This window comes from uncultured Winogradskyella sp. (genome assembly GCF_947498345.1).
In the GTDB taxonomy this organism is placed as follows: Bacteria; Bacteroidota; Bacteroidia; order Flavobacteriales; family Flavobacteriaceae; genus Winogradskyella.
Map to the genome: position 1 here is coordinate 18,154 of NZ_CANMJY010000003.1, position 25,719 is coordinate 43,872.

At 33.2% G+C, this 25,719-nt stretch carries 25 protein-coding genes; 6 read left to right on the top strand and 19 right to left on the bottom strand.

Features of this window, described 5'->3' with window-relative positions:
- Window positions 1–45: 45 nt before the first annotated feature.
- Window positions 46–1,470 carry a histidine--tRNA ligase gene (hisS, locus tag Q0912_RS04920; protein ID WP_299112648.1) on the bottom strand — a complete coding sequence of 475 codons (1,425 nt, stop codon included), beginning with the start codon at window positions 1,468–1,470 and terminating at the stop codon, window positions 46–48.
- A 220-nt stretch (window positions 1,471–1,690) separates the two neighbouring features.
- On the opposite strand from hisS, the gene Q0912_RS04925 reads away from it, so the two are divergent.
- Window positions 1,691–2,932, top strand: a complete 1,242-nt coding sequence (locus Q0912_RS04925; RefSeq protein WP_299112649.1) for an ABC transporter permease — start codon at window positions 1,691–1,693, stop codon at window positions 2,930–2,932.
- Window positions 2,933–3,110: 178 nt separating this feature from the next.
- Here the strand turns inward: Q0912_RS04925 and Q0912_RS04930 are convergent, their stop codons facing one another.
- From Q0912_RS04930 to rpsF, 5 genes are all read right to left on the bottom strand, one after another.
- Complete coding sequence (locus Q0912_RS04930) at window positions 3,111–3,590, bottom strand: DUF6495 family protein (protein WP_299112650.1); 480 nt, start codon at window positions 3,588–3,590, stop codon at window positions 3,111–3,113.
- A gap of 37 nt (window positions 3,591–3,627) precedes the next feature.
- Window positions 3,628–4,497 carry a glycerophosphodiester phosphodiesterase family protein gene (locus tag Q0912_RS04935; RefSeq protein ID WP_299112651.1) on the bottom strand — a complete coding sequence of 290 codons (870 nt, stop codon included), beginning with the start codon at window positions 4,495–4,497 and terminating at the stop codon, window positions 3,628–3,630.
- Between the two features lie 64 nt (window positions 4,498–4,561).
- Window positions 4,562–5,011 carry a 50S ribosomal protein L9 gene (rplI, locus tag Q0912_RS04940; RefSeq protein WP_299112652.1) on the bottom strand — a complete coding sequence of 150 codons (450 nt, stop codon included), beginning with the start codon at window positions 5,009–5,011 and terminating at the stop codon, window positions 4,562–4,564.
- A 12-nt stretch (window positions 5,012–5,023) separates the two neighbouring features.
- Complete coding sequence (gene rpsR, locus Q0912_RS04945) at window positions 5,024–5,320, bottom strand: 30S ribosomal protein S18 (RefSeq protein WP_299112653.1); 297 nt, start codon at window positions 5,318–5,320, stop codon at window positions 5,024–5,026.
- Between the two features lie 3 nt (window positions 5,321–5,323).
- Window positions 5,324–5,662, bottom strand: a complete 339-nt coding sequence (rpsF, locus tag Q0912_RS04950) for a 30S ribosomal protein S6 (RefSeq protein ID WP_299112655.1) — start codon at window positions 5,660–5,662, stop codon at window positions 5,324–5,326.
- Between the two features lie 202 nt (window positions 5,663–5,864).
- Here rpsF and Q0912_RS04955 point away from each other — a divergent pair, with 202 nt between their 5' ends.
- Window positions 5,865–6,560 (top strand): LytTR family DNA-binding domain-containing protein, encoded by a 696-nt coding sequence (locus Q0912_RS04955; RefSeq protein ID WP_076620930.1) that lies wholly within the window; start codon window positions 5,865–5,867, stop codon window positions 6,558–6,560.
- Window positions 6,561–6,693: 133 nt separating this feature from the next.
- On the top strand, window positions 6,694–7,512 hold the full coding sequence (locus Q0912_RS04960) for a hypothetical protein (RefSeq protein ID WP_299112656.1): 819 nt from the start codon (window positions 6,694–6,696) through the stop codon (window positions 7,510–7,512).
- A gap of 37 nt (window positions 7,513–7,549) precedes the next feature.
- Here Q0912_RS04960 and priA read toward each other — a convergent pair whose 3' ends face one another.
- Genes priA through nadC form a run of 4 tightly spaced genes read right to left on the bottom strand, consistent with a single transcriptional unit; the run spans window position 7,550 to window position 12,221 of the window.
- Window positions 7,550–10,003 (bottom strand): primosomal protein N', encoded by a 2,454-nt coding sequence (gene priA, locus Q0912_RS04965; RefSeq protein WP_299113173.1) that lies wholly within the window; start codon window positions 10,001–10,003, stop codon window positions 7,550–7,552.
- Window positions 10,003–10,425, bottom strand: a complete 423-nt coding sequence (locus Q0912_RS04970; protein WP_299112657.1) for a DUF2147 domain-containing protein — start codon at window positions 10,423–10,425, stop codon at window positions 10,003–10,005. Before Q0912_RS04970 ends, priA begins: the two co-directional genes overlap by 1 nt.
- Window positions 10,418–11,362, bottom strand: coding sequence for a YihY/virulence factor BrkB family protein (locus Q0912_RS04975; protein WP_299112658.1), 945 nt, complete (start codon window positions 11,360–11,362; stop codon window positions 10,418–10,420). The genes Q0912_RS04970 and Q0912_RS04975 overlap by 8 nt, the downstream gene beginning before the upstream one ends.
- Window position 11,363: 1 nt before the next feature.
- Window positions 11,364–12,221, bottom strand: coding sequence for a carboxylating nicotinate-nucleotide diphosphorylase (gene nadC / locus Q0912_RS04980; RefSeq protein ID WP_299112659.1), 858 nt, complete (start codon window positions 12,219–12,221; stop codon window positions 11,364–11,366).
- A 117-nt stretch (window positions 12,222–12,338) separates the two neighbouring features.
- Between nadC and rlmH the strand changes: the two genes are divergently transcribed.
- Window positions 12,339–12,812, top strand: a complete 474-nt coding sequence (gene rlmH / locus Q0912_RS04985) for a 23S rRNA (pseudouridine(1915)-N(3))-methyltransferase RlmH (protein WP_299112660.1) — start codon at window positions 12,339–12,341, stop codon at window positions 12,810–12,812.
- Window positions 12,813–12,861: 49 nt separating this feature from the next.
- Here rlmH and Q0912_RS04990 read toward each other — a convergent pair whose 3' ends face one another.
- Window positions 12,862–13,161, bottom strand: a complete 300-nt coding sequence (locus tag Q0912_RS04990) for an HPF/RaiA family ribosome-associated protein (RefSeq protein WP_299112661.1) — start codon at window positions 13,159–13,161, stop codon at window positions 12,862–12,864.
- A gap of 153 nt (window positions 13,162–13,314) precedes the next feature.
- Between Q0912_RS04990 and Q0912_RS04995 the strand changes: the two genes are divergently transcribed.
- Window positions 13,315–13,701 (top strand): DUF393 domain-containing protein, encoded by a 387-nt coding sequence (locus tag Q0912_RS04995; protein ID WP_299112662.1) that lies wholly within the window; start codon window positions 13,315–13,317, stop codon window positions 13,699–13,701.
- 8 nt (window positions 13,702–13,709) lie between these two features.
- On the opposite strand, the gene Q0912_RS05000 is transcribed toward Q0912_RS04995, so the two are convergent.
- Window positions 13,710–15,506 carry a glycoside hydrolase family 2 TIM barrel-domain containing protein gene (locus Q0912_RS05000; protein WP_299112664.1) on the bottom strand — a complete coding sequence of 599 codons (1,797 nt, stop codon included), beginning with the start codon at window positions 15,504–15,506 and terminating at the stop codon, window positions 13,710–13,712.
- A 79-nt stretch (window positions 15,507–15,585) separates the two neighbouring features.
- Between Q0912_RS05000 and Q0912_RS05005 the strand changes: the two genes are divergently transcribed.
- On the top strand, window positions 15,586–16,161 hold the full coding sequence (locus Q0912_RS05005) for a non-canonical purine NTP diphosphatase (RefSeq protein ID WP_299112666.1): 576 nt from the start codon (window positions 15,586–15,588) through the stop codon (window positions 16,159–16,161).
- A 24-nt stretch (window positions 16,162–16,185) separates the two neighbouring features.
- Here the strand turns inward: Q0912_RS05005 and guaB are convergent, their stop codons facing one another.
- The 7 genes from guaB to Q0912_RS05040 form a co-directional block, all read right to left on the bottom strand.
- Complete coding sequence (guaB, locus tag Q0912_RS05010) at window positions 16,186–17,655, bottom strand: IMP dehydrogenase (protein ID WP_299113175.1); 1,470 nt, start codon at window positions 17,653–17,655, stop codon at window positions 16,186–16,188.
- 124 nt (window positions 17,656–17,779) lie between these two features.
- Window positions 17,780–20,203 (bottom strand): TonB-dependent receptor, encoded by a 2,424-nt coding sequence (locus Q0912_RS05015; RefSeq protein WP_299112668.1) that lies wholly within the window; start codon window positions 20,201–20,203, stop codon window positions 17,780–17,782.
- On the bottom strand, window positions 20,184–21,548 hold the full coding sequence (locus Q0912_RS05020; protein WP_299112670.1) for an HTTM domain-containing protein: 1,365 nt from the start codon (window positions 21,546–21,548) through the stop codon (window positions 20,184–20,186). The genes Q0912_RS05015 and Q0912_RS05020 overlap by 20 nt, the downstream gene beginning before the upstream one ends.
- Before the next feature lie 54 nt (window positions 21,549–21,602).
- Complete coding sequence (locus Q0912_RS05025) at window positions 21,603–22,745, bottom strand: imelysin family protein (RefSeq protein WP_299112672.1); 1,143 nt, start codon at window positions 22,743–22,745, stop codon at window positions 21,603–21,605.
- Between the two features lie 66 nt (window positions 22,746–22,811).
- Complete coding sequence (locus Q0912_RS05030) at window positions 22,812–24,005, bottom strand: DUF4856 domain-containing protein (RefSeq protein WP_299112674.1); 1,194 nt, start codon at window positions 24,003–24,005, stop codon at window positions 22,812–22,814.
- 182 nt (window positions 24,006–24,187) lie between these two features.
- On the bottom strand, window positions 24,188–25,051 hold the full coding sequence (locus Q0912_RS05035) for a hydroxymethylglutaryl-CoA lyase (protein WP_299113177.1): 864 nt from the start codon (window positions 25,049–25,051) through the stop codon (window positions 24,188–24,190).
- Between the two features lie 28 nt (window positions 25,052–25,079).
- Window positions 25,080–25,697 (bottom strand): LysE family translocator, encoded by a 618-nt coding sequence (locus Q0912_RS05040; protein WP_299112676.1) that lies wholly within the window; start codon window positions 25,695–25,697, stop codon window positions 25,080–25,082.
- Window positions 25,698–25,719: the final 22 nt, after the last annotated feature.

The following is a 25,719-nucleotide window of genomic DNA, read 5'->3' on the forward strand; positions in this document are numbered from 1 at the left end:
CCCTGAGTTATTCAGGGCTTTTTATTTATAACAATATTGATTATTCTATAGTAATGCTTGTAGCAAATCCTGTAGCTTGAGCTTTTCTTGTGTTCCTGTTTCCATAGTCTTTAAAGTAAACATTTTAGACTCTAGCTCTTCTTTACCCACTAAAACCACATAAGGAATATTACGACGGTTGGCATAGGTCATTTGCTTTTTCATTTTAGCAGCATCAGGATATAGCTCAGCTTTAATACCTTTCTGTCTTAACTGCGTAACAGCTTCTAAGCAGGCGAGTGCTTCTTTCTCACCAAAGTTGATAAATAACACTTTGGTAGCATCAGTTATGGTATTAGGGAATAAGCCTAGCTCTTCTAATACTAAGTAAATACGATCTAAGCCAAAGCTTATCCCTACTCCACTGGTATCTGGTTTTCCGAAAATACTCGTTAGATCATCATAACGACCTCCACCACCAATAGAGCCCATTTTTACACCTTCTGGTGCTGAAACTTCAAAAATCGCACCTGTATAGTAGTTAAGACCTCTCGCTAGTGTCACATCTAACTGCAATGTGGCCGTTTTTAATTTTAAGTTTGAAATGGCTGTATTTATAAATTCGAGCTCTTTAATCCCTTCTAGGCCAATTTCTGAAACACTTAAAATAGATTTTAGACTCTTTACCTGATTACCAAAATCCCCTTTTAATGAAAATAAAGGCTGAAGTTTAGATATACCTTCTTCAGAAATACCCTTACTGCGCATTTCTTCTTTTACCTTCTCCTCTCCTATCTTATCGAGCTTATCTAAAGCTACCGTAAAATCAATTAACTTATCCTGGGCGCCAATAACTTCTGCAATACCAGATAGTATTTTACGGTTATTAATTTTTATGGTAACACCATCTAACTTTAAAGCGTTAAACACAGCGTCATACAATTGCACAAACTCTACTTCCTGAAACAACGACTTTGAGCCAACCACATCTGCATCGCATTGGTAAAACTCTCTAAAGCGACCTTTTTGTGGGCGATCTGCACGCCAAACAGGTTGTATTTGGTAGCGTTTAAACGGAAATACAATATCATTTTGGTGTTGTACCACGTAACGTGCAAAAGGTACTGTAAGGTCGTAGCGAAGGGCTTTGCCAGATATTCCATCAGTAAACTTATTAAGTTCTATCTTTTCAGAAATGCTTAATTCATCTAAAGATTTAAGCATAAGAGTATTTAGAGATTCGGGTAATTCTATTGTATTCTTTTCAAAAAGGAAATTACCAGAATTCAAAATCTTAAAAATCAAACGATCTCCTTCATCTCCATATTTACCCATTAAGGTTTCCGAGTTTTCAAAGCTTGGAGTTTCTATAGGCTGAAATCCGTATAGCTGAAATTGTTCCTTAGTCGTTTCTATGATATAGGAGCGCTTTGCAACCGCTTCTGCATTAAAATCTCTGGTGCCTTTTGGTATACTTGGTTTTTGTGCCATATTCATCTCCCGCAAAAGCGGGAGTCTCTTTAAATGAAACTCTACGTGTTTTAAAAATCACTTTGACTGTAACATGTGTGACACTTGGTGAGATTTAAAACTAATCACAAAAATATTATAAATTTTAGAGGCATAGCCAAGTAATTTCAAATTTATAGTAACTTTATAGAGCTTAAAGCGTCTTATACTTTTAAACAGCCCAATTAACTATAAAAAATCTATGTTTTCACTGACCAGAGAGAATATTAAAATTGCTTTTGGCTCTATTAAAAGTCAATTACTCCGTACAATTTTAACTGTTTTAATCATTGCTATTGGTATTATGGCATTGGTTGGTATTTTAAGTTGTGTTTCGGCTTTACAGAACAGCATTTCTGGTAGTTTCTCGTCTATGGGTGCCAATACCTTTAACTTTCAGCGTTATGAGTTCTCTAACCAGCGTCAAAGTAGTAGAGAGCGTCAAAAGATAAATCCGGTTATTAATTACAGAAACGTAAAGGATTTTGAAGATAATTACGATTATCCTTTTACCAAGGTTGCTGTATCGTTTACAGGTACCAGAGCCGCCGAAGTTAAATATGACAATAAAAAAACTGATCCAGAGGTGCAGATCATTGGATCTAACGAGTATTTTATTGAAAATTCTGGACTCGAAATCGATAATGGTCGTTCGCTAAATGTATTTGATGTTGAAAACAGTAATGCCGTTTGTGTCATTGGTAGCGATTTGCAAAAAGCCTTATTCCCAGATGTAAACCCCATAGATAAAACCATCAGTATCAGAGGTTCTAAATTTAAGGTTGTTGGTGTATTAAAGGAAAAGGGCTCTACGTTTGGAAATAATCAGGATCTAAGGGTAATTATGCCCATACAAAAAGCACGTTCTATTTTTACCAATCCAAATATAAATTATACCCTTAGTGTCAAGGTAGATAAAAACGATATGCTTGAAAATGCTCAAGAAGAAGCCATTTTAACTTTTAGAAATATTAGAGGTCTTAACCCAATTGAAGATAATGATTTTGGTATTGAACGTAGTGATGATTTAATAAACCGCGTTGCAGAAAACACAAGTACACTTTACATTGCTGCCTGGATCATTAGTATAATTACCATATTTGGTTCTACTATTGCTTTGATGAACATTATGCTGGTTTCTGTAAGTGAACGTACACGAGAAATTGGTGTACGCAAAGCTTTAGGCGCTAAACGTAGAACTATAGCTTTTCAGTTTTTTATGGAAACGATTATTATTGGCCAACTTGGAGGAATTCTTGGCATTTTGTTAGGCATCGCCATTGGATGGAGCGTTTCTAAAGGCTTTGAACTTGACTTCTCAACTCCATGGGTAGCCATGATCTGGGCAACAAGCATAGCATTTATTGTGGCTGTAATATCTGGCTTGTATCCTGCAACAAAAGCGGCACGCTTAGATCCTATTGAATCCTTGAGATATGAGTAATTGTGATTAAAGTTCTAAATAAAATAAATATTTTTTTCAGAAATTTATTACTTGATGATGTAGATAAAGCTATTCATAAACCATTACCTCATCATAGGAAATTTGCATCCGTAAAAAGGCAAAAAGACCACATAAAAAAAAAGAGACTAAAAGAACGAAAAGAGCAAAGTAGATGCTTTTAATCTTTCTGCCCTATCAACTTCTCAAAATACTGAAACAATTCACCCTTTGTAATATTAGCACCCTGTTGAATCAGTTTAAAAATATCCAAATACTTATCATCAGAATATTCTTTTTTTGCATTAAAAAACTCTATATCATCAGAAAGTAGATTATCTCTTAACCATTGAAACCCTTCTTTTGTAGTTAGATCTACTTTATCTTCTTTAAGCTTTAAAGCAATAAGATGCATATCATTAGCTTTGCATTTAAAAAGATGTATTTGGTTTGGTGAAATATGCTCCAAATATTCAACCTTATCTAAAACACCATACCATACCAAATCACTAAACACATCGAGTTCTTGCTCGGCTGCTTCGGGTTTGTTTGTTTTAATATCCTCCCATTCGTCAGCGGTTATGGATTTTGTTGCCAAAAAATTAATGAATTCTTGATGTAATTCTTCAAATTGTTCTTTTGTTAATCTTGTATATTTCATCTTCTTGTCATTCTAAACTTGTTTCAGAATCTTAAATTTAATTAATTGCTTTATAGGCTTTAAAAGGTCTATCCGTTGCAATGATATCTACCCCCTTATTCTTCCATTGCTCATAAAGCCCATCACCCCTAGCCTCAGCTTGCCTGTCTAAGTTGCCTAGAGTTCCTAAAATACACACAATATTTTCTTTGTGAAGTCTTTTATATAGAGACTTATTAGACAATCTTGTACCAGTAAAAGCCAGCATATTTTCAACAGGTATATTAGTTTCTAGAAGCCTATCAAATTCTTTGTGATTTCTTGCCGAAACTGATAATAGTAGTTCTGGTGCTAAATTATATGCCGATTGTGCTTGTACTATGTCGTATGTTATAATGATACAGACATGCTCAGCTTTAGCATCTTTTATAGCATTTATAACATCTTCTTGTTTTACACTACGCTTAATATCTACAGTTAAAATGACATTATTGATTTTGCACCACTCTAAAACTTTAGAAAATAATGGGATTTTAAATTTAGTTACTGTTCCGAAATCATCAACCAAATTATACTTTTTTAGCTGATTATAAGTCATATACTTAACAGAGCCACTCCCGTTTGTTGTTCTATCTATAGAATTATCGTGCATCAAGATAAGTTTACCATCTTTAGTTTGCGCAATATCAACTTCGTAGATTGCAGAAATACTATCATTTACATACTGTAAAGTTTCAAGACAGTTTTCAGGATAGTTTTTTAAACCTTTTCCACCTCTATGCACACTAATATTTGGATAATCCACTTTTGTGGCTTTAAAAACTTCAATGAGTTTTGATGTTTTTACAGCCGATGTTGTCTTTTCGACATTAGAATCTTTACAACTAAAGAGACAAATAGCTACAAATAATAGTATAAATCGTTTCATAAAGTATGAAAATGAAAAAACCGTTTAGAGAACTAAACGGCTTTTAATTATTTAACGAGTGTGTTTATTTTTCTGCAACAACCTCAAACGGTAAGTCTACAGAAACTTCTCTGTGTAATCTGATAACAGCATTATATTTACCTAAACGCTTAACGTTACCACCTATTACATTGATGTATTTTTTATCAACTTCGTGACCTTCTTTATTTAAAGCATCTGCTAAATCTATATTATTTACAGATCCAAAAAGTTTATCACCAGCACCTACTTTAGAAGTAATTTTAACTTCAAGTTCAGCTAAAGCATCAGCAGTTTTTTGTGCAGCTTCTATAATTGATTTTTCTTTGTATGCTCTTTGCTTTAAAGTCTCTGCCAATACTTTTTTAGCAGAAGCAGTAGCCATTACAGCATGACCTTGAGGAATTAAAAAATTTCTACCATAACCGTTCTTTACTGTTACAATATCGTCTTTAAATCCTAAATTTTCAACGTCTTGTTTTAATATAAGTTCCATTGTTATGATATTTTATTTTAATAAATCTGCAACGTATGGCATTAAAGCTAAATGTCTAGCTCTCTTTACAGCCACAGATACTTTTCTTTGATATTTTAAAGACGTTCCTGTTAAACGTCTTGGCAATAATTTACCTTGCTCGTTTACAAAGCTCAATAAGAAATCTGGGTCTTTATAATCCACATACTTAATACCAGACTTTTTAAAACGGCAGTACTTCTTAGTTTTAGAAGTCTCTATATTTAAAGGCGTAAGATATCTGATCTCACCATCCTTTTTTCCTTTTGCTTGTTGTTCTATTGATGACATAAATTACGCTTTTTGTTTGTTTCTATCTCTTCTCTTATCAGCCCAAGCCGCAGCGTGCTTGTCTAATTTTACAGTTAAGTAACGCATAAAACGCTCATCACGTCTAAACTCTACTTCTAAATCTTCAATTGCTTCTCCAGCAACAGTGTAATCAAATAAGTGATAAAAACCACTCTTTTTGTTTTGGATTGGATATGCTAATTTTTTTAAGCCCCAATCTTCTTTGGCGGTCATCTTTGCTCCTTTAGAAACGAGGAAATCCTCATATTTCTTTACTGTCTCCTTTATCTGATCTTCAGATAAAACGGGATTTAAGATGAAAACAGTTTCGTAACGATTCATAAAAATTAAATTTGTTTATTGTTAAAACGGCTGCAAAAATACGCATTAATTCTAATTCTGGCAACGTTTTTACCAGTAAAATTACGAACCGTTTTATGACTAAATAATTATGTTAAATTTTACACTTTGTCGGTAAAATTTGTTTTTTAACCGAATTTATCGTACTATTGTCGATATCTTAACCTAATAAAATATTAATGTTATGACTTTAAACTGTGTAGTTGTTGATGATTCTGCGATTCAGCGTCTTTCTATAGTAAAGTTAATCGAGAATCATTCTTCGCTTAACCTTATTGCAGAGTACAGCAGTGCGTTAGAAACAAAAAACGGTCTTAATACACACAAAGTAGATCTTATCTTCTTAGATATAGAGATGCCTGTATTAAACGGTTTTGAGCTATTAGATGTACTCAACAACAAACCCCAAATTATTTTTGTTACAGGTAAAACCGAATATGCTTTTAAAGCATTTAATTACGATGCTACCGACTATCTTCAAAAACCAATCACAAAAGAACGTTTTAATACTGCCGTAGAAAAAGCTATTGAGCAGCACAAATTAAAATTAGACTTTAACGAAACTGATGGTGAACACATCTTTGTAAAGAGTAACCTTAAAAAACGTAAAGTTTATATTAAGGATATTAAATGGATTGAAGCTTTAGGCGATTATGTAAAAGTCGTAACAGAAGAAAACAGCCTGGTAGTATTATCTACCATGAAAGCTTTTGAAAAAGAATTACCTGAAGGAAAATTTTTAAGAATTCATAAATCTTATATTGTGAATTTAGATAAAATTGACCGTTTTAATAGTAAAAATGTTGAAGTTGGTGCTTATGAGATTCCATTGAGTCGAAATAAAAAGACCCAGCTTGTAGATGCTTTGAATAATATGTAAAAATATTACTTTATCATTTAAAGCATTACATTATAATCTATAAAAATCCCAGCAGAAATGTTGGGGTTTTTTATTACTCATTTAAAATTTTAGTTCTAAACAAACGTTGGTATTAATACTAAGAACCCATATTTTGAATAGAACCATAACCATCTTCTTATTATCATCTTATTTTTTTATTTGCTGCAATAAAAAAGATATCGAGACAGAAAAAAGCGAATTTAAACTTCCTGTTGTAGTAAACAGTGAATTATTTGAACGCGACTCCATTAGAAAATACGAGCATGAAGTGAATTACTTAACTTCAGTATACCCAACCTTTATAGGCAAATTTAAATTTAATGACAGCATAGATATAAATCCGAAAAAGAAAGACACTTCACTTTACAATATCAATGTAAAAAAGTCTGAGGATTTAAAAAAAATAAACCAAAGTGGTCTTGAACTTATTACTGATTACGAAACGACCGTATTTTTTAATTGGTTTGGCTATGAAAGTATTGCATACTTTAACTATTACCCTGTTTATTTGGTAAATTCAACTGCCACAAATAAAATCTTATTCGGAAAAGACTCTCACGTATTTGGAATACAAGAAGCTCAAGACATAGACAACTACAACTCTTGGAAACCAATCGAAGCCAAAGCTTGGGATTTTTGTGGAAATGGACATTGGCATTTAATTATAAGACCAAACGAATTTGGTTTAGTTCTAATGCCAAAATACAAAGGAGATTACAAAACTAAATTAAGAACACGAATTAAAAATGGTGACAATATCATTGTAAGCAATAGTTATTATGGTGTAATTAACAAATCTCAATTCAAAATAAAAGACAGCTCGTATGTGCAAAGAAGGTTGAACGATTCCAATGGACTAGATGCTTTTTCGCTTTTTTATGGAGCAGTACCCTATAAAGAAGATTGGGCTGTATTAAGTGCAGGAAATTAAGTATCCTTTACGTCTTTTTTTGGATTGAAAATTTTCACTAGTAGTTATCTACATTCAGTATCACCCTTACAGATCTAAAATCTTTAACTGCGTTAAAACTACTATCAATCTTTTTTATTGCCTCCTTTGTTTTTGCTAAAGATTGCTTCTGAGGAATCTTAACCAAAATATTTTTGTTGTATAAATTACGTATTCGGGAAATAGGTGGAAACTCTGGACCAAGCACATTAGCCTTAAATACATGTCTTAATGACTTTGCATACCAATCTGCAGCAAGATTCACTCGATTATAATCTTTGTGTTTGAAGGTGATTTTAATTAATCTGTAAATCGGTGGATACTTATAATTGTAGCGATCATTCATTTGCTCAGCATACATATCCTTATACGAATTAGTAGAAACTTGCTGTAAAATATTATGATGTGGATTATAGGTTTGAATCAGCACCTTGCCTCTTATATCTGTACGCCCAGCCCTACCTGAGACTTGAGCCATTAATTGGTAACTACGCTCATGGGCTCTAAAATCAGGGAAGTTCAATAAGTTATCAGCATTCATAATCCCAACCAGTTTTACGTGTCTAAAATCCAATCCTTTGGTAAGCATTTGTGTTCCTACCAAAATATCAATATCACGCTGTTCAAAACTATTAATGATCTTTTCGAAACCATATTTGCCTCGTGTGGTATCTAAATCCATACGCGCAACTTTTTTTTCGGGAAATAAGACTTTAACTTCTTCTTCTATCTGTTCGGTTCCAAAACCTTTGGTATCTAAAGTTGCATTACCACAAGCTTGACAGCTTTTTAACATCGCTGAATTATAGCCACAATAATGGCAACGTAGTTGATCTCTGTATTGATGATAGGTTAAACTTACATCACAATTAGGGCATTGTGGCGAATTACCACATGTAATACACTCTACAATAGGAGAAAACCCTCTTCTATTTTGAAATAATATAATTTGAAAATCTTGCTCCAAAGTTTCAGTCATTTCTTCAATTAATCGGTCTGAGAAATGGCCTTTCATACGTTTACGTTTGTACTTATCAGTAAGATCTACCAATTCAATATCTGGCATCAATACATTATTATAACGTGTGTTTAATTCTATTAAACTATACTTGCCCTGACTCGCATTAAAATAACTCTCTAGACTTGGTGTCGCAGAACCTAATAATGCCTTAGCCTGATGCATATTCGCTAATACTATAGCTGCATCTCTGGCATGATATCTAGGTGCTGGGTCGAATTGCTTATACGATTGCTCATGCTCTTCATCTACAATGATTAAGCCTAAACTATGGAATGGTAATAGTAATGACGAACGTGCTCCAATAACCACTTGAGTTTTTTCAGAATTGTTGAGCATATTGTTCCATACTTCTACCCTTTCATTACCAGAATATCTACTGTGAAAAACAGCTACCTTATCACCAAAATAATCCTGTAGGCGTTGAACAAGTTGTGTTGTAAGTGCAATTTCCGGTAATAAATACAAAACTTGCTTCCCTAACTCCAGTTGTTTTTGAATTAACTGTACATAGATCTCTGTCTTACCAGATGAAGTAACTCCATGCAATAAGGCTACGGATTTGGTTTTAAATTCAGCTTCAATAGCATGAAACGCCAAAGATTGTGCTTCATTTAATATTTTAGAATCTGCTTCCCCATCACCTACAAATTGGATACGATCCGTTTGGATATGGTATTCTTCTAAAATCCCTTTATCTATAAGTACTTTTACGATGGAAGAAGATGCTCCACTTCGTTTTACTAACTCCGATACTTTTATGGGCTTATTTTCTGAAGCTTCAAGCGTAAATAAGGTTAAAATAACTTCGCGTTGCTTAGGTGCTCTATTTAGAATCTCTAAAAGCTCTTGTAATTTTTCTTCGGATTTGTGATGGTCATGAAGTTTTACATAGCGTACCAGCCTTAGTTGGTATTTCTCGTAAAGCTCTTCTTGAAGGTGCAATACACCCTTTTCAACCAAACCATTAATAACAGGCAGCACATGCTTTTTATCTAAAATAGAAACCACATCTTGAATCTTTAACGATGTCTGATATTGCAAGGCTTCACAAATTAAAAATTCATCATCTTTTAGTTCTGAATCTTTAATATCAATTTTTTCATTCTTAGAGATAATGGTTTCACTTTCTAAAATAAAGGCATTAGGCATTGCTGCGCGCATAACTTCACCTAAGCTACACATATAATAATTAGCAATCCATTCCCAATGTTTTAATTGGATTTCAGTAACTACGGGTTTTTCATCTAAAATTTGATGAATAGTCTTTGCCTCGTAGGATGTTGGTGGATTATTGTGAATCTTATACGCTAAAGCCGTATATATTTTACTTTTACCAAAAGGTACAGCTATTCGCATTCCTGTTTTAAGGAATTGCGCTTCAGCTTTAGTAATATGATACGTAAATGCTTTTTGAAGCGGAATGGGTAATATGACATCTAGAAAGTAAGTCACTATTCTATACGCTTCCAATACTGGGTTTTGTAGAAGAAAGCTACATAACCTCTAACCTGAAGTTTGCCTTTATCGTCTTCTAACTTCAATCTGCATTTATAGGTTTTTCCATTTTCTGGATTAAGAATGGTACCTCCTTCATAAACATCATCCCCTTTTTCTAATCCTTCAATAATGACCATGTTTAAAATAGATTGATCTTTTTTAGAACCTTCACAATTAGAACACTTTGGGTTTTCTTCAGATGGATTGAGCAATTCAATAATTTTCCCATAAATCTTTCCATCACTCTCATAAATCTCTACTATAGACTTTTCTTTACCTGTTTCGTCATCTATAGTTTTCCATTTACCCAAAACACTTTGCGCAGAAATAAGATTACATCCTATTAAAAAAAGTATACCAATTAAAAGTCTATTCATTGTTATTGATTTTTCGTAATCGTCTTAGAGAGGCATTTAACTCATAACCCAATAATAAAATATTCGAATTCAACCACAGATATAGAAGCAATATTAAAAGTGCTCCTATAGAACCATATAACTTATTATACTGAGAAAAATTATCTATGTAGATACCAAATAAATATGAAGTGAGTATAATAAGTAAGGTGGTTAAAAGCGCACCTATTGAAAAGAACCGTGTATGACGTCCTTCTTTTGTACCAAAATAATATAAGGTAGCGGTTGCTAAATAAACCATAACAACAAAGAACATGTACTTGGCAAATATTAACCAACCCACACCAGAATCAACAACCTCTTCTCCAGTAAAAACCTCATAGATCGGCGCAATGATATAAATCTGAAAATATCCAAAAAATGCCACGGTAAGTAATACTAAAAAAGCTAAAATCAAGGCTACACCAAGCGCATACATATACTGCTGGAATACATTGCGTGTTAACTGCTCATGATAAGAATTTTCAAAACCAGAAAACACTGCATTGACACCATTAGCCATCAATAACATAGATAGTAGAAATACCGATGAAACTAAGCCTGCTCCTGCTCCACCACTAATGTTTTCAAAAATATTTGAGAAAAAGAAATCTGAGGTTTGGGGAGGTAAAAATGAATTTAAAAAATCTAAAAATTCAGCCTGAAAATCAGCAATCGGTATATAGGGTATTATGATAATTACAAATAATAAAAATGGAAATATCGCTGTAAAAAAACTAAACGCAATAGCACTTGCTCTTGTGGTTAAAGCACCTTTTACAATACCCATAATATAAAGCTCCAACAAATCGTAAATAGACAAACCTTCAAACCCTGGCAATCTAATCTGCTTAAAAAAGCGAACGACTAAATTAAGTATCGGAATTTTATCTAGTTTATCTTCAATATGTTTAGTCATGCTACAAAGCCTTAAGGCTCAAATCCATATTATAAACCGAATGTGTTAATGCACCTGATGAGATATAATCTACTCCACATTCTGCATAATGTCTCACCGTTTTTTCATTAATACCACCAGAGGACTCCGTTAGGCACTGATTACCAATCAGTTTAACTGCTTTTCTGGTATCTTCATAATTAAAGTTGTCTATAAGAATACGATACACACCTCCGCAGTCTAGTATTTCTTTAATTTCTTCAAGATTACGTGCTTCAACAATAACCTTTAAATCTCGATTGTTATCTTTTAAATATTGTTTTGTTAAATTGATAGCTTTTGCAACTCCACCTGCAAAGTCAATATGATTGTCCTTTAGCATTATCATATCATAAAGTGCAAATCTGTGGTTTTCACCACCACCAATCTTAACAGCCCATTTTTCTATGGCTCTAATTCCGGGAGTAGTTTTACGCGTATCTAAAATTTTGGTTCCTGTGCCTTCTAATAAATCAACAAACTTTTTAGTCTTAGTAGCAATAGCACTCATACGTTGCATGGCGTTTAAAACCAAACGCTCTGCCTTTAAAATAGATTGCGAAGCTCCTTCTACATAAAAAGCTATATCTCCATACTTTACTTCGCTACCATCCTTGATTAAGGTTTCAACTTTCATGTCTTTATCTACATAAGCAAATACTTGCTTTGCAAACTCAATGCCAGCAATAACACCTTCATCTTTTACTAAAAGTTTAGCTTTTCCCATAGCAGAAGCTGGTATACATGCCAATGAGCTATGATCGCCATCACCAACATCTTCTCTTATGGCATTAATAATAATACCTTCTATTTCTTTGTCGAATTGTGCTTTTGAAATCATGTAACTCTTATTTAGTGTAAAAATAGGAAATTGATTAACGATATACGATTTTTAGATTTATGAATTCTGACTTAAAAAAATCAAAAAAATGGTAATTTGTAAATCGTAAATTTGAATATGCAAATAAAACTCATCTCCATAGGCAAAACCGACAACGCTAATCTTCAAACTTTAATTGAAGACTATACTAAACGTTTAAGCCATTATATTCGGTTTAATTTTGAAATTATACCAGATATAAAAAACGTTAAGCATCTCTCAGAAGCACAACAAAAGGATAAAGAAGGTGATCTTATTCTATCAAAAATACAAAAATCTGATGTGGTTATTCTTTTAGATGAAAATGGTAAACAAATAAATTCTATTGCTTTTTCTGGTTATTTACAAAAACGCATGAATTCTGGTATTAAAACTTTAATATTTGTTATTGGTGGACCCTATGGATTTTCGGAAACTGTTTATAAAAGAGCAAATGGAAAGTTGGGCTTGTCTCAAATGACGTTTTCGCATCAAATGGTACGTTTATTTTTTATAGAGCAATTATATAGAGGGTTTACTATTTTGAAAAACGAGCCTTATCATCACAGATAAAACAGCAAACCCTCCTATATAATAAACGTCAAAAACGTTTTATAAATAATTAGTGTGTTTTGAATACTTCTTTTCTCTTTTTTAATTGGCGTGTTAAATCATTTATAGTTTCATTGACTGCCATTTCGTATGAAGGTTCATTAGATGTAGCAAAAATTCGTGGTCCAGGCAAGCTTAATTCTATATTACATATCTTACCCGCATCATAATTTTTATCATCGTGCTTAATATAGACTTGAGCTGAAATTAAAAACTCAAACTTATCAGCTAATTTTTCTAATTTATCTCTTGTGAATTCTGATAATGTTTCACTTACATCTGTGTTTACATATTGAAAATTTACCGTCATAATCTTACTTGTTTTAATTAATAATTCCTTTATCTAAGATACAGCTTTTAGAGCTATGTGCTACTGATAATTATCATAAATTATCTATAAAGTAAAATAGTTTTGAAAGTTTAAAACGTTAGTTACGTCTATTGATTTATAAATAAGCGTATTATGGAAAATTACCTAAAAAAAGATATCATAATTTTTGACGGAGAATGCAACCTATGTAATGGTGTTGTGGGATGGTTATTAAAATTTGCTCCAGAGGATTTATTTCAATTTGTAGCCTTTCAATCACAATATGGGCAAAATTTATTGATAAAATATGGTTTTCCAACAGATCAACTCGATACGGTTATATTAATTGACGAAAATGGTGTAAAAACTCATTCTGATGGGTTCTTAAAAATTGTATCAAAAATACCTAAATGGCAACGTGTTGCTGCCTTATTAGCATTTGTCCCAAGAATGTTTAGAGATTTTATATATAAAACGGCATCGAAAAATCGTGTAAAATGGTTTGGACAATCTAAAAGTTGCACCATTGATTTTAGATAAATTATAATTTACTCAAAAACCACATCGTCTATATAAATTTTATAAGGAAACCCATTTCCATTAGAGAATAATACCAAGCCTGAACGAATACAACTTAAATCTAATTTTTTAGTTTTTATCGTATATTTTTTCCATTGGTTTGTCAGCTTTATCTCGATAGATTTCTTAGCAGTATCAGGAAATGGTTTATCCGCATCGATCAATCCAAATCCAATGGTGGCATAGACATCATCAAAACTAGCTTTTGCCCAGAAACTAAATGTTTTAGCACCACTAATATTATAGCCACCAAGAATGTCTCCCCAATCATTTGCAGGATCAACAAAAGCAAGTCCATACCAATCACCTACAGCATTATAACTAATTTTAATAGATGTTTTCCCGGTATGTGCTTCATCTTTAGAATTTAAATCAACATCCATGGCTTTATAGTTACCCATATATCCAGATGGGAGATAAGGTAATTCTTCACCGTTATTATAAATATAAAAAGGTAAGCTCACTTTAGGTACTTTAAATTTTATTGCCTTTGCTTTTTCGTCAATAACTTGTATTGCGTTAGAAGCCATACCTAGGTTATTAGAACTATCCTTAACATTTACATACACCTTTATCGCTCCATGTTCTTCTGGCAATTGAATTTCAAATCCTTCGCTGAGATTCCCTCTGTGGTTAATTGCATTGATCTGATTTCTACGTTTTCTACTACCTGTGCGTTGATTGTAAGAAAAGTTGACTTCCAGACTTTCGTTTTCGGCATCAGACACTTTTAAATTTACAGGTATCCATGTACCACTTTTGTAAGTTTTTTCAGGTAATTCAAAAAATTCGATTTTAGGAACATAATTATTAGGTAGATTACCTGTATAAGCTTCTCTAATAGCCCAATATTGTGGTCTATAACTATTATTAAAATGTGTTAAGAGCCATGCGCTGGCAAAATCATTACCACTACCGTAATGAAATACATATACACCCAAACATTTTTCTTTATTAGCAATCCAATTCTTATACCCATTAGCAATGGCATCATACTTATCAGTATCTGTAGGTTCTACCTTAACTCCGTATTTCTCATTTTTAATATCCCATTCTCCCGTAACGCCAAACTCTGTAACAATATAAGGCTTGTCAATATTTCTTTTATCTAATTCTTCTTGAAGAAAGTTAGCTCCAATACCATAACTGTTTAATCCATAAATATCTATTGAAGGGACATATTTTTCCCACCAATCCAAACCAAATGTCCAAGCTTCAACTGAGGTAATTGGATGATTAGAATCTAAGGTCTTTATTTGACTACACACCCGTTCTAAAAACTTTGAGTAAGCCATTTTTTCTTCATCTGTAGCCATGTTTAGGTATACTTCGTTAGCGACTCCCCAAGTTAAAACTGCTGGATGGCTCTTGTAAGTCTCAACCACTTCAATAGATGTTCTATACATTACTTCCATGCCCTCAGTATCTGTAAGGTAATCGAAATGGTCATCATCTTCCATTCCAGGTCGACCATGTCGCATCCATATACCAACCATCACCTTAATATCATGCTTTTGTGCGGCATCAAGTAGCGCTTTCGTATTTTTACCTGTAGCCCAAGTCCTAACTGTATTAACGCCTAAAAACTTTAAATCTTTGAAATAATTATCGTAATTATTTACATCTTTGTCGTAACCAAAAGTAGCCCCTTTAATATTAAATGGCTGACCATCAACTTTTAGAATCCAATGTTCATTTATTTTTTCTACAGTAGTCTGTGCATTAATCCAGGTGGTGAAAAATAAAACAAGAATAAGGGTTCGCATAACAAAGAATTTAATAAATCAAAGTTAAGGCTTTATATACAAAAGAGAGATCACTATTTTAGACATAAATACTTATTATATGCAACTCGTTTTTGCCACCAATAACCAGAATAAACTCAAAGAAGTACAAGCATTAATCCCAGAATATATTAAATTATTGAGTCTGGCAGATATTTTGTGCATTGAAGATATCCCAGAAACACAATCAACTATTGAAGGTAACGCCATACAAAAAGCTGAGTATATCAAAATCAATTTTGGTTATAACTGTTTTGCAGACGATACAGGTTTAGAGGTAGATATCTTAAATGGTGATCCGGGTGTGTTTTCTGCACGTTATGCAGGACCTCAACGTAATTCTGAGGACAATATAAATAAGTTACTAGCAGAATTAGAAGGTAAAGATTCTCGTAATGCTCAATTTAAAACTGTTATAGCGCTACATCTTAATGGCAAACTAGAAACGTTTACTGGTATCTGTAAAGGTGAAATTACTAACGAGAAATATGGAGACAAAGGATTTGGTTATGATCCTATCTTTAAACCAAAAGGCTATAATAAAACGTTTGCTGAAATGGATTTAGAACTAAAAAACAAAATTGGTCATCGTGGAAAAGCAGTGGCACTGCTGATCACTTTTCTAAACAATTTATAAGATTCCTTTCTTCAAAGAAATGGGTTACCTAGAATAATTAGGTGCTTCTTTAGTAATCGTAACATCATGTGGATGGCTCTCATGTATACCACTTGCTGTAATCTTAACAAATCGACCAGTTTCTTTTAAGGTTGTAATGTCTTTTGCACCACAATATCCCATACCTGCTCTGAGACCGCCTACAAATTGGTGAATACTTTCAAACAATTCTCCTTTATAAGGTACACGACCTACAATACCTTCTGGCACCAATTTTTTAATATCATCCTCTACATCCTGAAAATAACGGTCTTTACTCCCTTGTTTCATAGCTTCAACAGAACCCATGCCTCTATAAGATTTAAACTTTCTACCTTCGTAAATTATCGTTTCCCCTGGGCTTTCTTTAGTTCCCGCTAAAAGTGAACCTAACATTACGGTATCTGCGCCAGCAGCAATAGCTTTTGGAATATCTCCCGTATAGCGAATACCACCATCTGCAATAACTGGTACTCCAGAACCTTTAATCGCAGCAGCTACTTCTAATACTGCCGAAAATTGAGGAAAACCTACCCCAGCAACAACTCGTGTTGTGCAGATAGATCCAGGTCCAATACCTACTTTTACAGCATCTGCACCTGCTTCAACCAAATACTTGGCTGCTTCTCCAGTAGCAATATTGCCAACAATGACTTCTAATTTTGGAAATTGTTGTTTTATAGATTTTAATATCGTAACCACACCTACTGTATGACCATGAGCAGTATCTATAACTACTGCATCGACCCCAGCTTTTACTAAAGCCTCAGCTCTATCCACAGCATCACCAGTTACTCCAATAGCGGCAGCTACTCTTAATCGTCCATAAGTATCCTTATTAGCATTTGGTTTTAATGTCACTTTAGTTATATCTCTAAAAGTAATTAGACCTGCAAGCTTATCTCCTTCGACTATTAATAGTTTTTCAATCTTATTGGCCTGTAAAATATCCTCTGCATCTTTAAGAGAGGTCCCAACTGGAGCTGTAACAAGATTTTTACCAGTCATAACTTCAACGATTGGTCTATCTTTTTGGTGTTCAAAACGCAAATCGCGATTGGTAACTATTCCTTTGAGCACTCCGTTATCATCAACAATAGGAATTCCGCCAATACTGTGCTCTCGCATTGCATTTTTAGCATCAGCTACAACTGCATCCATTGATAGTGTTACAGGGTCTATAATCATACCACTTTCTGCACGCTTTACACGTCTTACTTTCTGTGCCTGATCTTCAATCGTCATATTTTTGTGCAGCACTCCAATACCTCCTTCTTGTGCCATAGCAATGGCCATTTTACTTTCTGTAACGGTATCCATTGCAGCTGAAACTACAGGAATATTAATAGTAATATTTCTAGTAAATTTTGTTTTGATATTAACTTCGCGCGGAAGTACTTCTGAAAATGCTGGAACTAGTAGGACGTCATCGTAGGTAAGACCTTCACCTAGGATTTTGTTTTCGTGTGCTGTCATGATGCAATTAAAATATAATTGCATGCAAATTTACACATTTTATTTCACTTAAACTCCTCGAACACTATTTAAGTGTAAATTCATTAAAACCACAATATTGAATGACAAAAATGCCCTTTGGTTATTAAAATGTTACCTCTAATGTTGTAAACCAGTTACGAGGTGCTGAAGGAATAATGCCTGGTCCTGGATAACCTGTTGCCCTTCTGGTAAAATAGGCATTATCCAATACATTATTAACACCAGTTTCGAGTTTGAACATTTTGTAAGTATAAGATAATGATAAGTCTAAAATATCATATTCTGGTATTTCGCCTATAACACCGCTTAAATTAGAATCAACAGCATTAGTAGCATCAGTAAATTGTTGACCTAAATACGTATACTGAATATTAGCCATTAGGTTTTTATAACCAAATCGCAGTCCTGTTTTTAAGTTTACATCTGGCACAAATTCAACATCATTACCTTGAATTCCTGATTGGTTAGAATTGGTATATTCTGACTGAATAAAAGACGTATTGATAAAGTAATTAAGACTAAAATCTGAGTTCATCTTAAACAGCTTCTTTAAATTAAAATCAAATAAGGATTCTACACCATACATTACTGCATCCCCTACATTTCCTCTTTCACTAACAACTCTTCCATCATCTAATCCTTTTTGAACAAACCCAATTCTTTCATTATAGAACAACGCAAAAGCACCCACATCATAAGATACCAAACGCTTGTAGTTACCTCTTAATCCTAAATCTATAGTAAACCCATCTTCATCTGTGATATTTGGATTTATTGCAAATGCAGGATTTATAATATTTATATCAGAAAATGTTACAGAACGATAATTTTGTGAAATATTTCCATAAGCTTCAAGATTTGAGTTTGGCTTGTAACTTACTCCTAGCCCAAGCAATAGAAAATTACGTTCAAAATCACGATTGTCCTCAATAGTTTCTTGAAAAATAACATTACCTGCTGCATCTGTATTAATGCGTTGATAAAAGCCTTCACTCTCTGTCTTAATATATTCAAATCTAAAACCAGGTGTCACTGAAAACTTATCGTTTAAATAAAAAATGTTTTCACCAAATACAGCAACATTTAGGTTAGGGAAATTAAAATCGGACTGGTCTGAGTAAGTAGGAAATCGATCTGTCTGCAAATTAAAATTTGGCCCAACACCAGCAGAACCTGGACCTTGTTGCTGATCATTATCTGCTTTATAAAATTTTGAACCAATTAAGAACGTTACATCTTTATCAAAGATTTTATACTTGCTTAAAAGTCGGGCTTCGAAACCAAAATTATTAAAATCACCTGTGATTAAGTCGCGCTCAATTTCTGGATCTGGTTGATCCACACGATTACTTCTGTATCCTAGCGCGTTTCTAGTTGCATTTAAACCAAAAAAGTTAAATGTAAAGTTTGTTTTTTCTGAAAACTGATGTGCTAACTTAAAGTTGTACAACAACCAATCAATTTCAAACCAATTACGCGCTCTGTTGCTTTGATAAGGATCGTCATTAAACATATCATCAGTTAATCCACCTGCCTGTTGCGCTAAATAATTAAGGTAGGTTAGCTCACCACTTAAAGAAGTCTTATCACTAAACTGATAACCAATGTGTGCATAAATATTCTTAGATTCAAACTCTGAATTTGGTCTAAAACCATCGCCTTTCTTATAATTAAAAAACGTGTAGTAACTCCACTTGTCTTTTGTTCCACTTATACTTGTAAAGTTGGTATATAAGTCAAAACTCCCTAAGGTGTTTCTTGTAATAAGTTCAAATGGTTTATTAGGGTTAGGCTCTTTCATTACAAAATTGATGAGACCACCAAATTGCGTTCCATATTGTAAGGATGCCGCTCCTCTTACCACTTGTATTTCCTTTAAACCTTCTGCTGCTGGTGAGTAATAGCTTTCTGGATAGCCCAAAACATCAGCACTAATATCATAACCATTTTGCCTTGTGTTGAAATTAGCTGTACGGTTTGGATCTAAACCACGTCCACCAATATTTAATTGTAAGCCTGCATCGTCATTTTGGTAAATATTAAGTCCTGCTACCTGGCTGTATATTTGCCTTGCGTTATTGGTAGCTAAGTTTGCCATAGATTGCTCAACCAAAACCACTTCGGTTTTTTTACCTGCATAGATGGCAGTTTCTTCAACATCTTTAAGTCGGCTTAATTCAAAAACTCTGGTTTTTCTGGCAGTAATTTCTACAGCAGTTAATTCTTCACCTAGGGGTTCTAAAATCTGATTTACAACTATATCACTATCAACAGTAATTTGTATTTCTTTAATTTGAAAATCATAAGAAAAGAACACCAAAGTTAATGTTGATTTGTCAATCGAAAATTCATAATAGCCTTCAACATTTGTAGTGGCTAATTGACCTGAAGCTTTATCATAAACCTCAACGTTGTTTAGAGGTTGACCAAATGTATTAGTGATTGTACCCGACACCTTTTGTTGTGCATTTACTAATATACCAATGGCTACAAATATGAATAACAGACTATAATCCTTTAATCTCATCTTTAAATGGTAAAATCCAATCTTTGGGTTTTAATGATTCATTTTGTTTTAATAAATCGACTTTGGGGTCGATGTAACGTTGACTTCGTCTTCCGTTTAGAGCAACATAACTATCCACGTAGATTTCTATATTTTCGTGGCCTTGAGACTCAAAATGCCTTCCTAAGAAATGTGCATACTCCAATATAAAATCGGGTTGTGTACTCATTTCCTTTTCTTGAAAAGGTGTTAAAAAATCTGAGTTATTTACCAAAAATGATGCTTTTGTTTCTGAATTCACTACTTTAAATTCGGTATAACCCGTTTTTTCAATCAGCATAACACGCCACGAAAAACGATAGCCTTCTTCTGTCCAAAACAACTCCCCAGGATATAATAGATAACGAAACGGCAAAAGTAATTGAACACTAAAAAATATAGCCAATAAAGGAACAACTAAATTTTGTTTTCTGGATTGATAAATTTGAGCACTAAGCTTTTCTCTAGTAGCGTTGAACCTTTTAAGCAACCTTCTTAATACATTAAGAATACGCTCATGAATATGCGCATCGAAAAATATCAAAGCAGATACAATCATGATATACGGAAACATCCCTATTGGAAACAATACTCTTGTGAATACATGAAAGAAAATGACCAAAGCAAAAGCAAACCAACGTGTTTTTCGATACAATAACAAAAAAGGAATGCACAAATCATAAAACATCCCAGACCAACTCATTGCAACATGAAACCAATGCTGCTGCATTAAAGTTTCTCCTATTAGAGGCAAATCGTATTTGGATGGTAGCCATATTTTTAATGGCATAGCTCTAAACAACCAATCAGAATTTATTTTTGCTAAACCTGCATAGACATAGACGGTTCCTAATAATAATTTCACACTATCAATAGTCCATTTAGGAATCTCCTTATATTGTTTTTTACTGATGAAATTATCAACAGAATAATATGCATTTGCAGGTAAAAAGCACATTAAAAAACTTAAAAGACTTATAAAATAGTAGTGATTGAGGTATGTAGTTTTATCTAATAGTTCAATATACGTAAAGCTAAGAAAAAACGTAATTATAGCAATACGATACTTAAATCCCAAAGCCACAAAAAGTGCTGCTAAACCACAAATGAAGAAAATAAGATAGGTGAAATTTCCTACTGGTTTTATCCATTCTAATCCATAGTAACTAAAATGGAATTTAGGGTTTAGATATAATTTTTCAATCCATCCATACGACCAAAACCTAATAATACTTAGTAACATCATTACACCAAAACCAATTCTAAACACAGCTAAGGGTGCTGCTGAAGTTTTAGTACTTAAATATGTGCTTAGTGTACCTGGCATAAATAAAAAAAGGATTCTCAATTAAGAGAACCCTTAGTATCATATTATAATGGGTTAATCCCCATCGTTATCCTGAAAATCAATTTGAACATCAAAAATTGATGCCATATCTACTTTTAGTAATACAACTGCAGCTTGCAAGGCATCATAAGCTTGTGTCATTTGCGTATTATCATCTATGACTTGCTGGCTAAAACTATTATTTAGTGATTGTATTTGCTGTCGCGCTACTTGAAACTGTGCATTAATATCATTTTTTAGTTGGGAACTATCCAAATAATCTAAATAAGATGCTAAGCTCTCTACAGATGTAGATGAATTATCAAATGATTGTCCATTAAAAAACTTCTGTACGGCATCTAAACCTAGCAATGCTAATTCTTTAGATACATCATTTTTATAGTAAGCTTCAACTTTATCCGGAAATGTTTGTCCTGCTGAAAAATTACCTGCTGGTGTACCAATCTTATTTGCTCTTAAAGCTCTTTCGTAATAGTTTATATAATCATTTACAATTTTACTGAAAGCACCTGTTGCACTAGATGATGTATTGGCTACAAATTCATCTCTAAATGTGTCTTGCCAATTATTAAGAATAACAGTAGATCTATTATTAATCTGTGATTGCACATTAGTCAAATAATCTACATAACCTTCAAAATTTACATTGGTCGTAAATTTATCTAAAGGTGTGGTATCTGAATCTGCTATACCATGAATTAAAAAGTCTAATGCAGGAAAACCTTGAGCCGCAAAATAAGCATCAGCATTTAAGTCATAATCTGTTCCAGATGCTGCACTTTCTATCAAAGATGTTGATACCGGATAGACATTAAAATATACTCTAAAACCATTTAGATTGCCTGTAAATGTTTCGGCAATTCCTATATTATATATGGCTACATATTGCCACGATCTGTATGCTTCTAACCAAGCTCCACTTAACAAATCCAAATTACTTTGGTTTATATCATTAATAAAATTAGCTCTGGCCACATCTAAATCAGATACTTTGGATTGAAAATCTGACAATGCTGGTACAATAATATTATCCGCATAATTGCTCAATAGTGCAGTTCTGTCAAAATTATCTGTATTACCACCATTACTATCATCAGAAGATGAACATGCAACAATAATGCTAACAACACACAAAAGGGAAATAATTTTTTTTATCATAGCAATCACTTTTTTCATTTTTTGGTTTGCAAAAATACTAAATAAGCAAATGCAACATAGCAATGTTGCATTTGTTTTTGCTGATTAGTTACTTGGTGCAGCTTGAGCAACTGTAAAGTTAAAACGTGCGGCAATCTCATCAGACATGGTATCTAAAGTGGTCGATGTAATATCCCAAAAACCATTACCCTCCAATAATTCTGCTATATAAGCATCTATTTCTGTTTTAGTAAAATATGGTTCATCAGTTCCTGGTTGTCTTGTAAATTGTAGGCTATATATAAATCCAAACCCTTCAGACAGATCATGGAATGCAGAAGCATTATCAGTACCTAATGTTAACTTACCAGCCTGTAGATAATAAACAGATCTAATACCAATAATTTCAGATATTTTTTCTCTAATGATAGCTGCTTGTTGGTCTCTTACTGTATAATTTTTTGCTACAATAGCTGCTCTACCTAACTTAAAGGCATCGTAAATAGCATCAGCAATGCCTGCAAAATCTTCATCGTTTTCTACTCTTGATAAATATTTATTTAAAAAGCTATCCTGGTTAAGCATTGGTGCCAAAGCATCATCTGTACCATATAAATAACCAAAGGCTTCGTCCCACTTATGCTCCATAGTGGTATAATTTTTTCCTTCGGCTAAAATTTCAGCATCATTATCTGCTCTATTAGTACCCGCATCTAACACCGATGTACTTAAATAATTATTAAGTATTTGATCGACCATTAAAGCGCCAATTAAGCCTTTATTAATAGCCTGATTGTACTCCAAACCTTTAGAATTGATGTAGCGATAGGTACCGCCATTCTCTTGTAGTCGTCCAGCATTACCCGCTGTTGCCGTTGTTTCCCAGCTAGGAAAAACTTCAGTTACCTGATTGGCTATCCAACTATCAAAATCTGCTTTTATTGCATTAGCGACAGTAGTATTAGCAGAAAAATAATCGCTAGAAGCCGCGGTTTTACTTCTTATATTTTTAGTCGATTCGTTTAAGACTGTAGTTGAAAAATAATTTCCAGTGTTGGTAAACATTCCATCTAATTCGGCTTCAGTTTTAGAGTTATCTTTTATAGCCGTTACAAACTCTTCGCCCATATCAATACGTGTGGTTTGTCCATTATAATCTACTGTTGTAATTCCATTTCTTTGAAACTGAAATGTAGCTGGTGCTTGTACTTGATTACCATCAGAACCATTATCATCATCGCTAGAACATGATGTAAATAAAGCTCCCAATACTAGAAAACTTAGTGCAATTCTATTCATTTTTGATTGTTTTATTATTCTTATTAAGACTTGTTATAAATAACTTATGCAAAAATAATACTACAAAGGAATTACACAAATTTTATTTAGATTAATTTTAAATAAATTTAAAAGTAATTGATTATCAATAAATTACAAGTTTTTCAAAATATAAAAAGTTAAATAGGAATGAAATATTGCTTCTAATGGTATTTAGTAAAGACTTTAGTAGCCTCATTATAAGCACTTTCAAAGCTCATAGCATTTAAGTCGTGGGCTTTTTTTTGTGTAAAGTACGACAACATCTTTTCAGTTGGCATATTACCAGTTAACTCGTCTTTGGCCATAGGACAGCCACCAAACCCTTGTATAGCACCATCAAAACGTCTGCAACCTGCTTTATAGGCTGCGTCGATTTTTTCAAACCATGTTGTTGGTGTGGTATGTAAATGTGCTCCAAACTCTATATCTGGATATTTTGGTATGAGATTAGAAAAGAGATATTCTATATTTTCTGGATTAGAGCTTCCAATCGTATCACTCAAAGATAAAATCTTTACACCCATTTTAGCCAAACGCTCTGTCCACTCTCCTACAATATCTACATTCCAGGGATCACCATATGGATTTCCGAAGCCCATAGATATATACACTACGACTTCTTTATTGGCTTTATTAGCTATATTAAGAATCTCAGAGAGGGTTACAACAGATTGTGAAATGGTTTTGTGAGTATTACGCATTTGAAAGTTTTCTGATATCGAAAACGGAAAACCTAAATAGTCTATTTCTTTATGTAGAGATGCATCATTAGCTCCTCGTACATTAGCTATAATTGCTAATAGTTTGCTTTTGGTTTTACTCAAATCTAATTGTGCTAAAACCGCTGCTGTATCCACCATTTGTGGTATTGCTTTAGGTGATACAAAGCTTCCAAAGTCTATCGTATCAAAGCCAACCCTAAGTAAAGATTGAATATACTGTACCTTTTTTTCGGTGGGAATAAATGCCTTGATACCTTGCATGGCATCTCGTGGACATTCGATAAGTTTTACAGCTCTATTCATTGGCATAAATATACATCATTTTAAAACTTTATAATAAGATGAAAATAGCAATACCAACGAACACCACAACCTGTAACCATTTTAAAACGACACCAGAATTCTTATGATTTAGAGTATAGGTTTTTATCTGACCAGCTAATAGCGCTATAGCAGAAAAAATAACGAAAGACACCAACATAAACACAGCTCCTAAAATGTAAAATTGTGTCACTGTACTCATTGTTTGACTGAACAAGAATCCAGGGAAAAATGCTAGAAAAAAGATGGTCACTTTGGGGTTTAATACATTCATAAAAAAACCTTGAACAAAGAGCCCTTTTAAGCTTTTTTTTGGTGTGGTTTCAGCATCTAAATTCAGTTGAGCATCGGATTTATAAACCTTGTATGCCAAGTATAAAAGGTATAATGCACCTAATATCTTAATCCCAAAAAAAATATTCTCATTGGCCTTTATTATAGCAGAAACACCAAAAGCTAATAATGTTGTATGCACTATGCAACCTGTTATTAAACCACATACTGTAGCTAACCCGTAAGATTTCCCATTGGTAATGCTTTGTACTAAAACATAAATATTATCTGGTCCAGGGGAAATAGCCAAAGCAGATGTTGCTAATGCAAATGATATGAGGATTTCAGTATTCAAACAAAAATAGATTGAGAAAAAA

Bases quoted from the DNA above. Each gene is read 5' to 3' on its own strand.
- hisS (WP_299112648.1), bottom strand. From the start codon at position 1,470: ATGGCACAAAAACCAAGTATACCAAAAGGCACCAGAGATTTTAATGCA.
- Q0912_RS04925 (WP_299112649.1), top strand. From the start codon at position 1,691: ATGTTTTCACTGACCAGAGAGAATATTAAAATTGCTTTTGGCTCTATT.
- Q0912_RS04930 (WP_299112650.1), bottom strand. From the start codon at position 3,590: ATGAAATATACAAGATTAACAAAAGAACAATTTGAAGAATTACATCAA.
- Q0912_RS04935 (WP_299112651.1), bottom strand. From the start codon at position 4,497: ATGAAACGATTTATACTATTATTTGTAGCTATTTGTCTCTTTAGTTGT.
- rplI (WP_299112652.1), bottom strand. From the start codon at position 5,011: ATGGAACTTATATTAAAACAAGACGTTGAAAATTTAGGATTTAAAGAC.
- rpsR (WP_299112653.1), bottom strand. From the start codon at position 5,320: ATGTCATCAATAGAACAACAAGCAAAAGGAAAAAAGGATGGTGAGATC.
- rpsF (WP_299112655.1), bottom strand. From the start codon at position 5,662: ATGAATCGTTACGAAACTGTTTTCATCTTAAATCCCGTTTTATCTGAA.
- Q0912_RS04955 (WP_076620930.1), top strand. From the start codon at position 5,865: ATGACTTTAAACTGTGTAGTTGTTGATGATTCTGCGATTCAGCGTCTT.
- Q0912_RS04970 (WP_299112657.1), bottom strand. From the start codon at position 10,425: ATGAATAGACTTTTAATTGGTATACTTTTTTTAATAGGATGTAATCTT.
- Q0912_RS04975 (WP_299112658.1), bottom strand. From the start codon at position 11,362: ATGACTAAACATATTGAAGATAAACTAGATAAAATTCCGATACTTAAT.
- nadC (WP_299112659.1), bottom strand. From the start codon at position 12,221: ATGATTTCAAAAGCACAATTCGACAAAGAAATAGAAGGTATTATTATT.
- rlmH (WP_299112660.1), top strand. From the start codon at position 12,339: ATGCAAATAAAACTCATCTCCATAGGCAAAACCGACAACGCTAATCTT.
- Q0912_RS04990 (WP_299112661.1), bottom strand. From the start codon at position 13,161: ATGACGGTAAATTTTCAATATGTAAACACAGATGTAAGTGAAACATTA.
- Q0912_RS04995 (WP_299112662.1), top strand. From the start codon at position 13,315: ATGGAAAATTACCTAAAAAAAGATATCATAATTTTTGACGGAGAATGC.
- Q0912_RS05000 (WP_299112664.1), bottom strand. From the start codon at position 15,506: ATGCGAACCCTTATTCTTGTTTTATTTTTCACCACCTGGATTAATGCA.
- Q0912_RS05005 (WP_299112666.1), top strand. From the start codon at position 15,586: ATGCAACTCGTTTTTGCCACCAATAACCAGAATAAACTCAAAGAAGTA.
- guaB (WP_299113175.1), bottom strand. From the start codon at position 17,655: ATGACAGCACACGAAAACAAAATCCTAGGTGAAGGTCTTACCTACGAT.
- Q0912_RS05015 (WP_299112668.1), bottom strand. From the start codon at position 20,203: ATGAGATTAAAGGATTATAGTCTGTTATTCATATTTGTAGCCATTGGT.
- Q0912_RS05020 (WP_299112670.1), bottom strand. From the start codon at position 21,548: ATGCCAGGTACACTAAGCACATATTTAAGTACTAAAACTTCAGCAGCA.
- Q0912_RS05025 (WP_299112672.1), bottom strand. From the start codon at position 22,745: ATGAAAAAAGTGATTGCTATGATAAAAAAAATTATTTCCCTTTTGTGT.
- Q0912_RS05030 (WP_299112674.1), bottom strand. From the start codon at position 24,005: ATGAATAGAATTGCACTAAGTTTTCTAGTATTGGGAGCTTTATTTACA.
- Q0912_RS05035 (WP_299113177.1), bottom strand. From the start codon at position 25,051: ATGAATAGAGCTGTAAAACTTATCGAATGTCCACGAGATGCCATGCAA.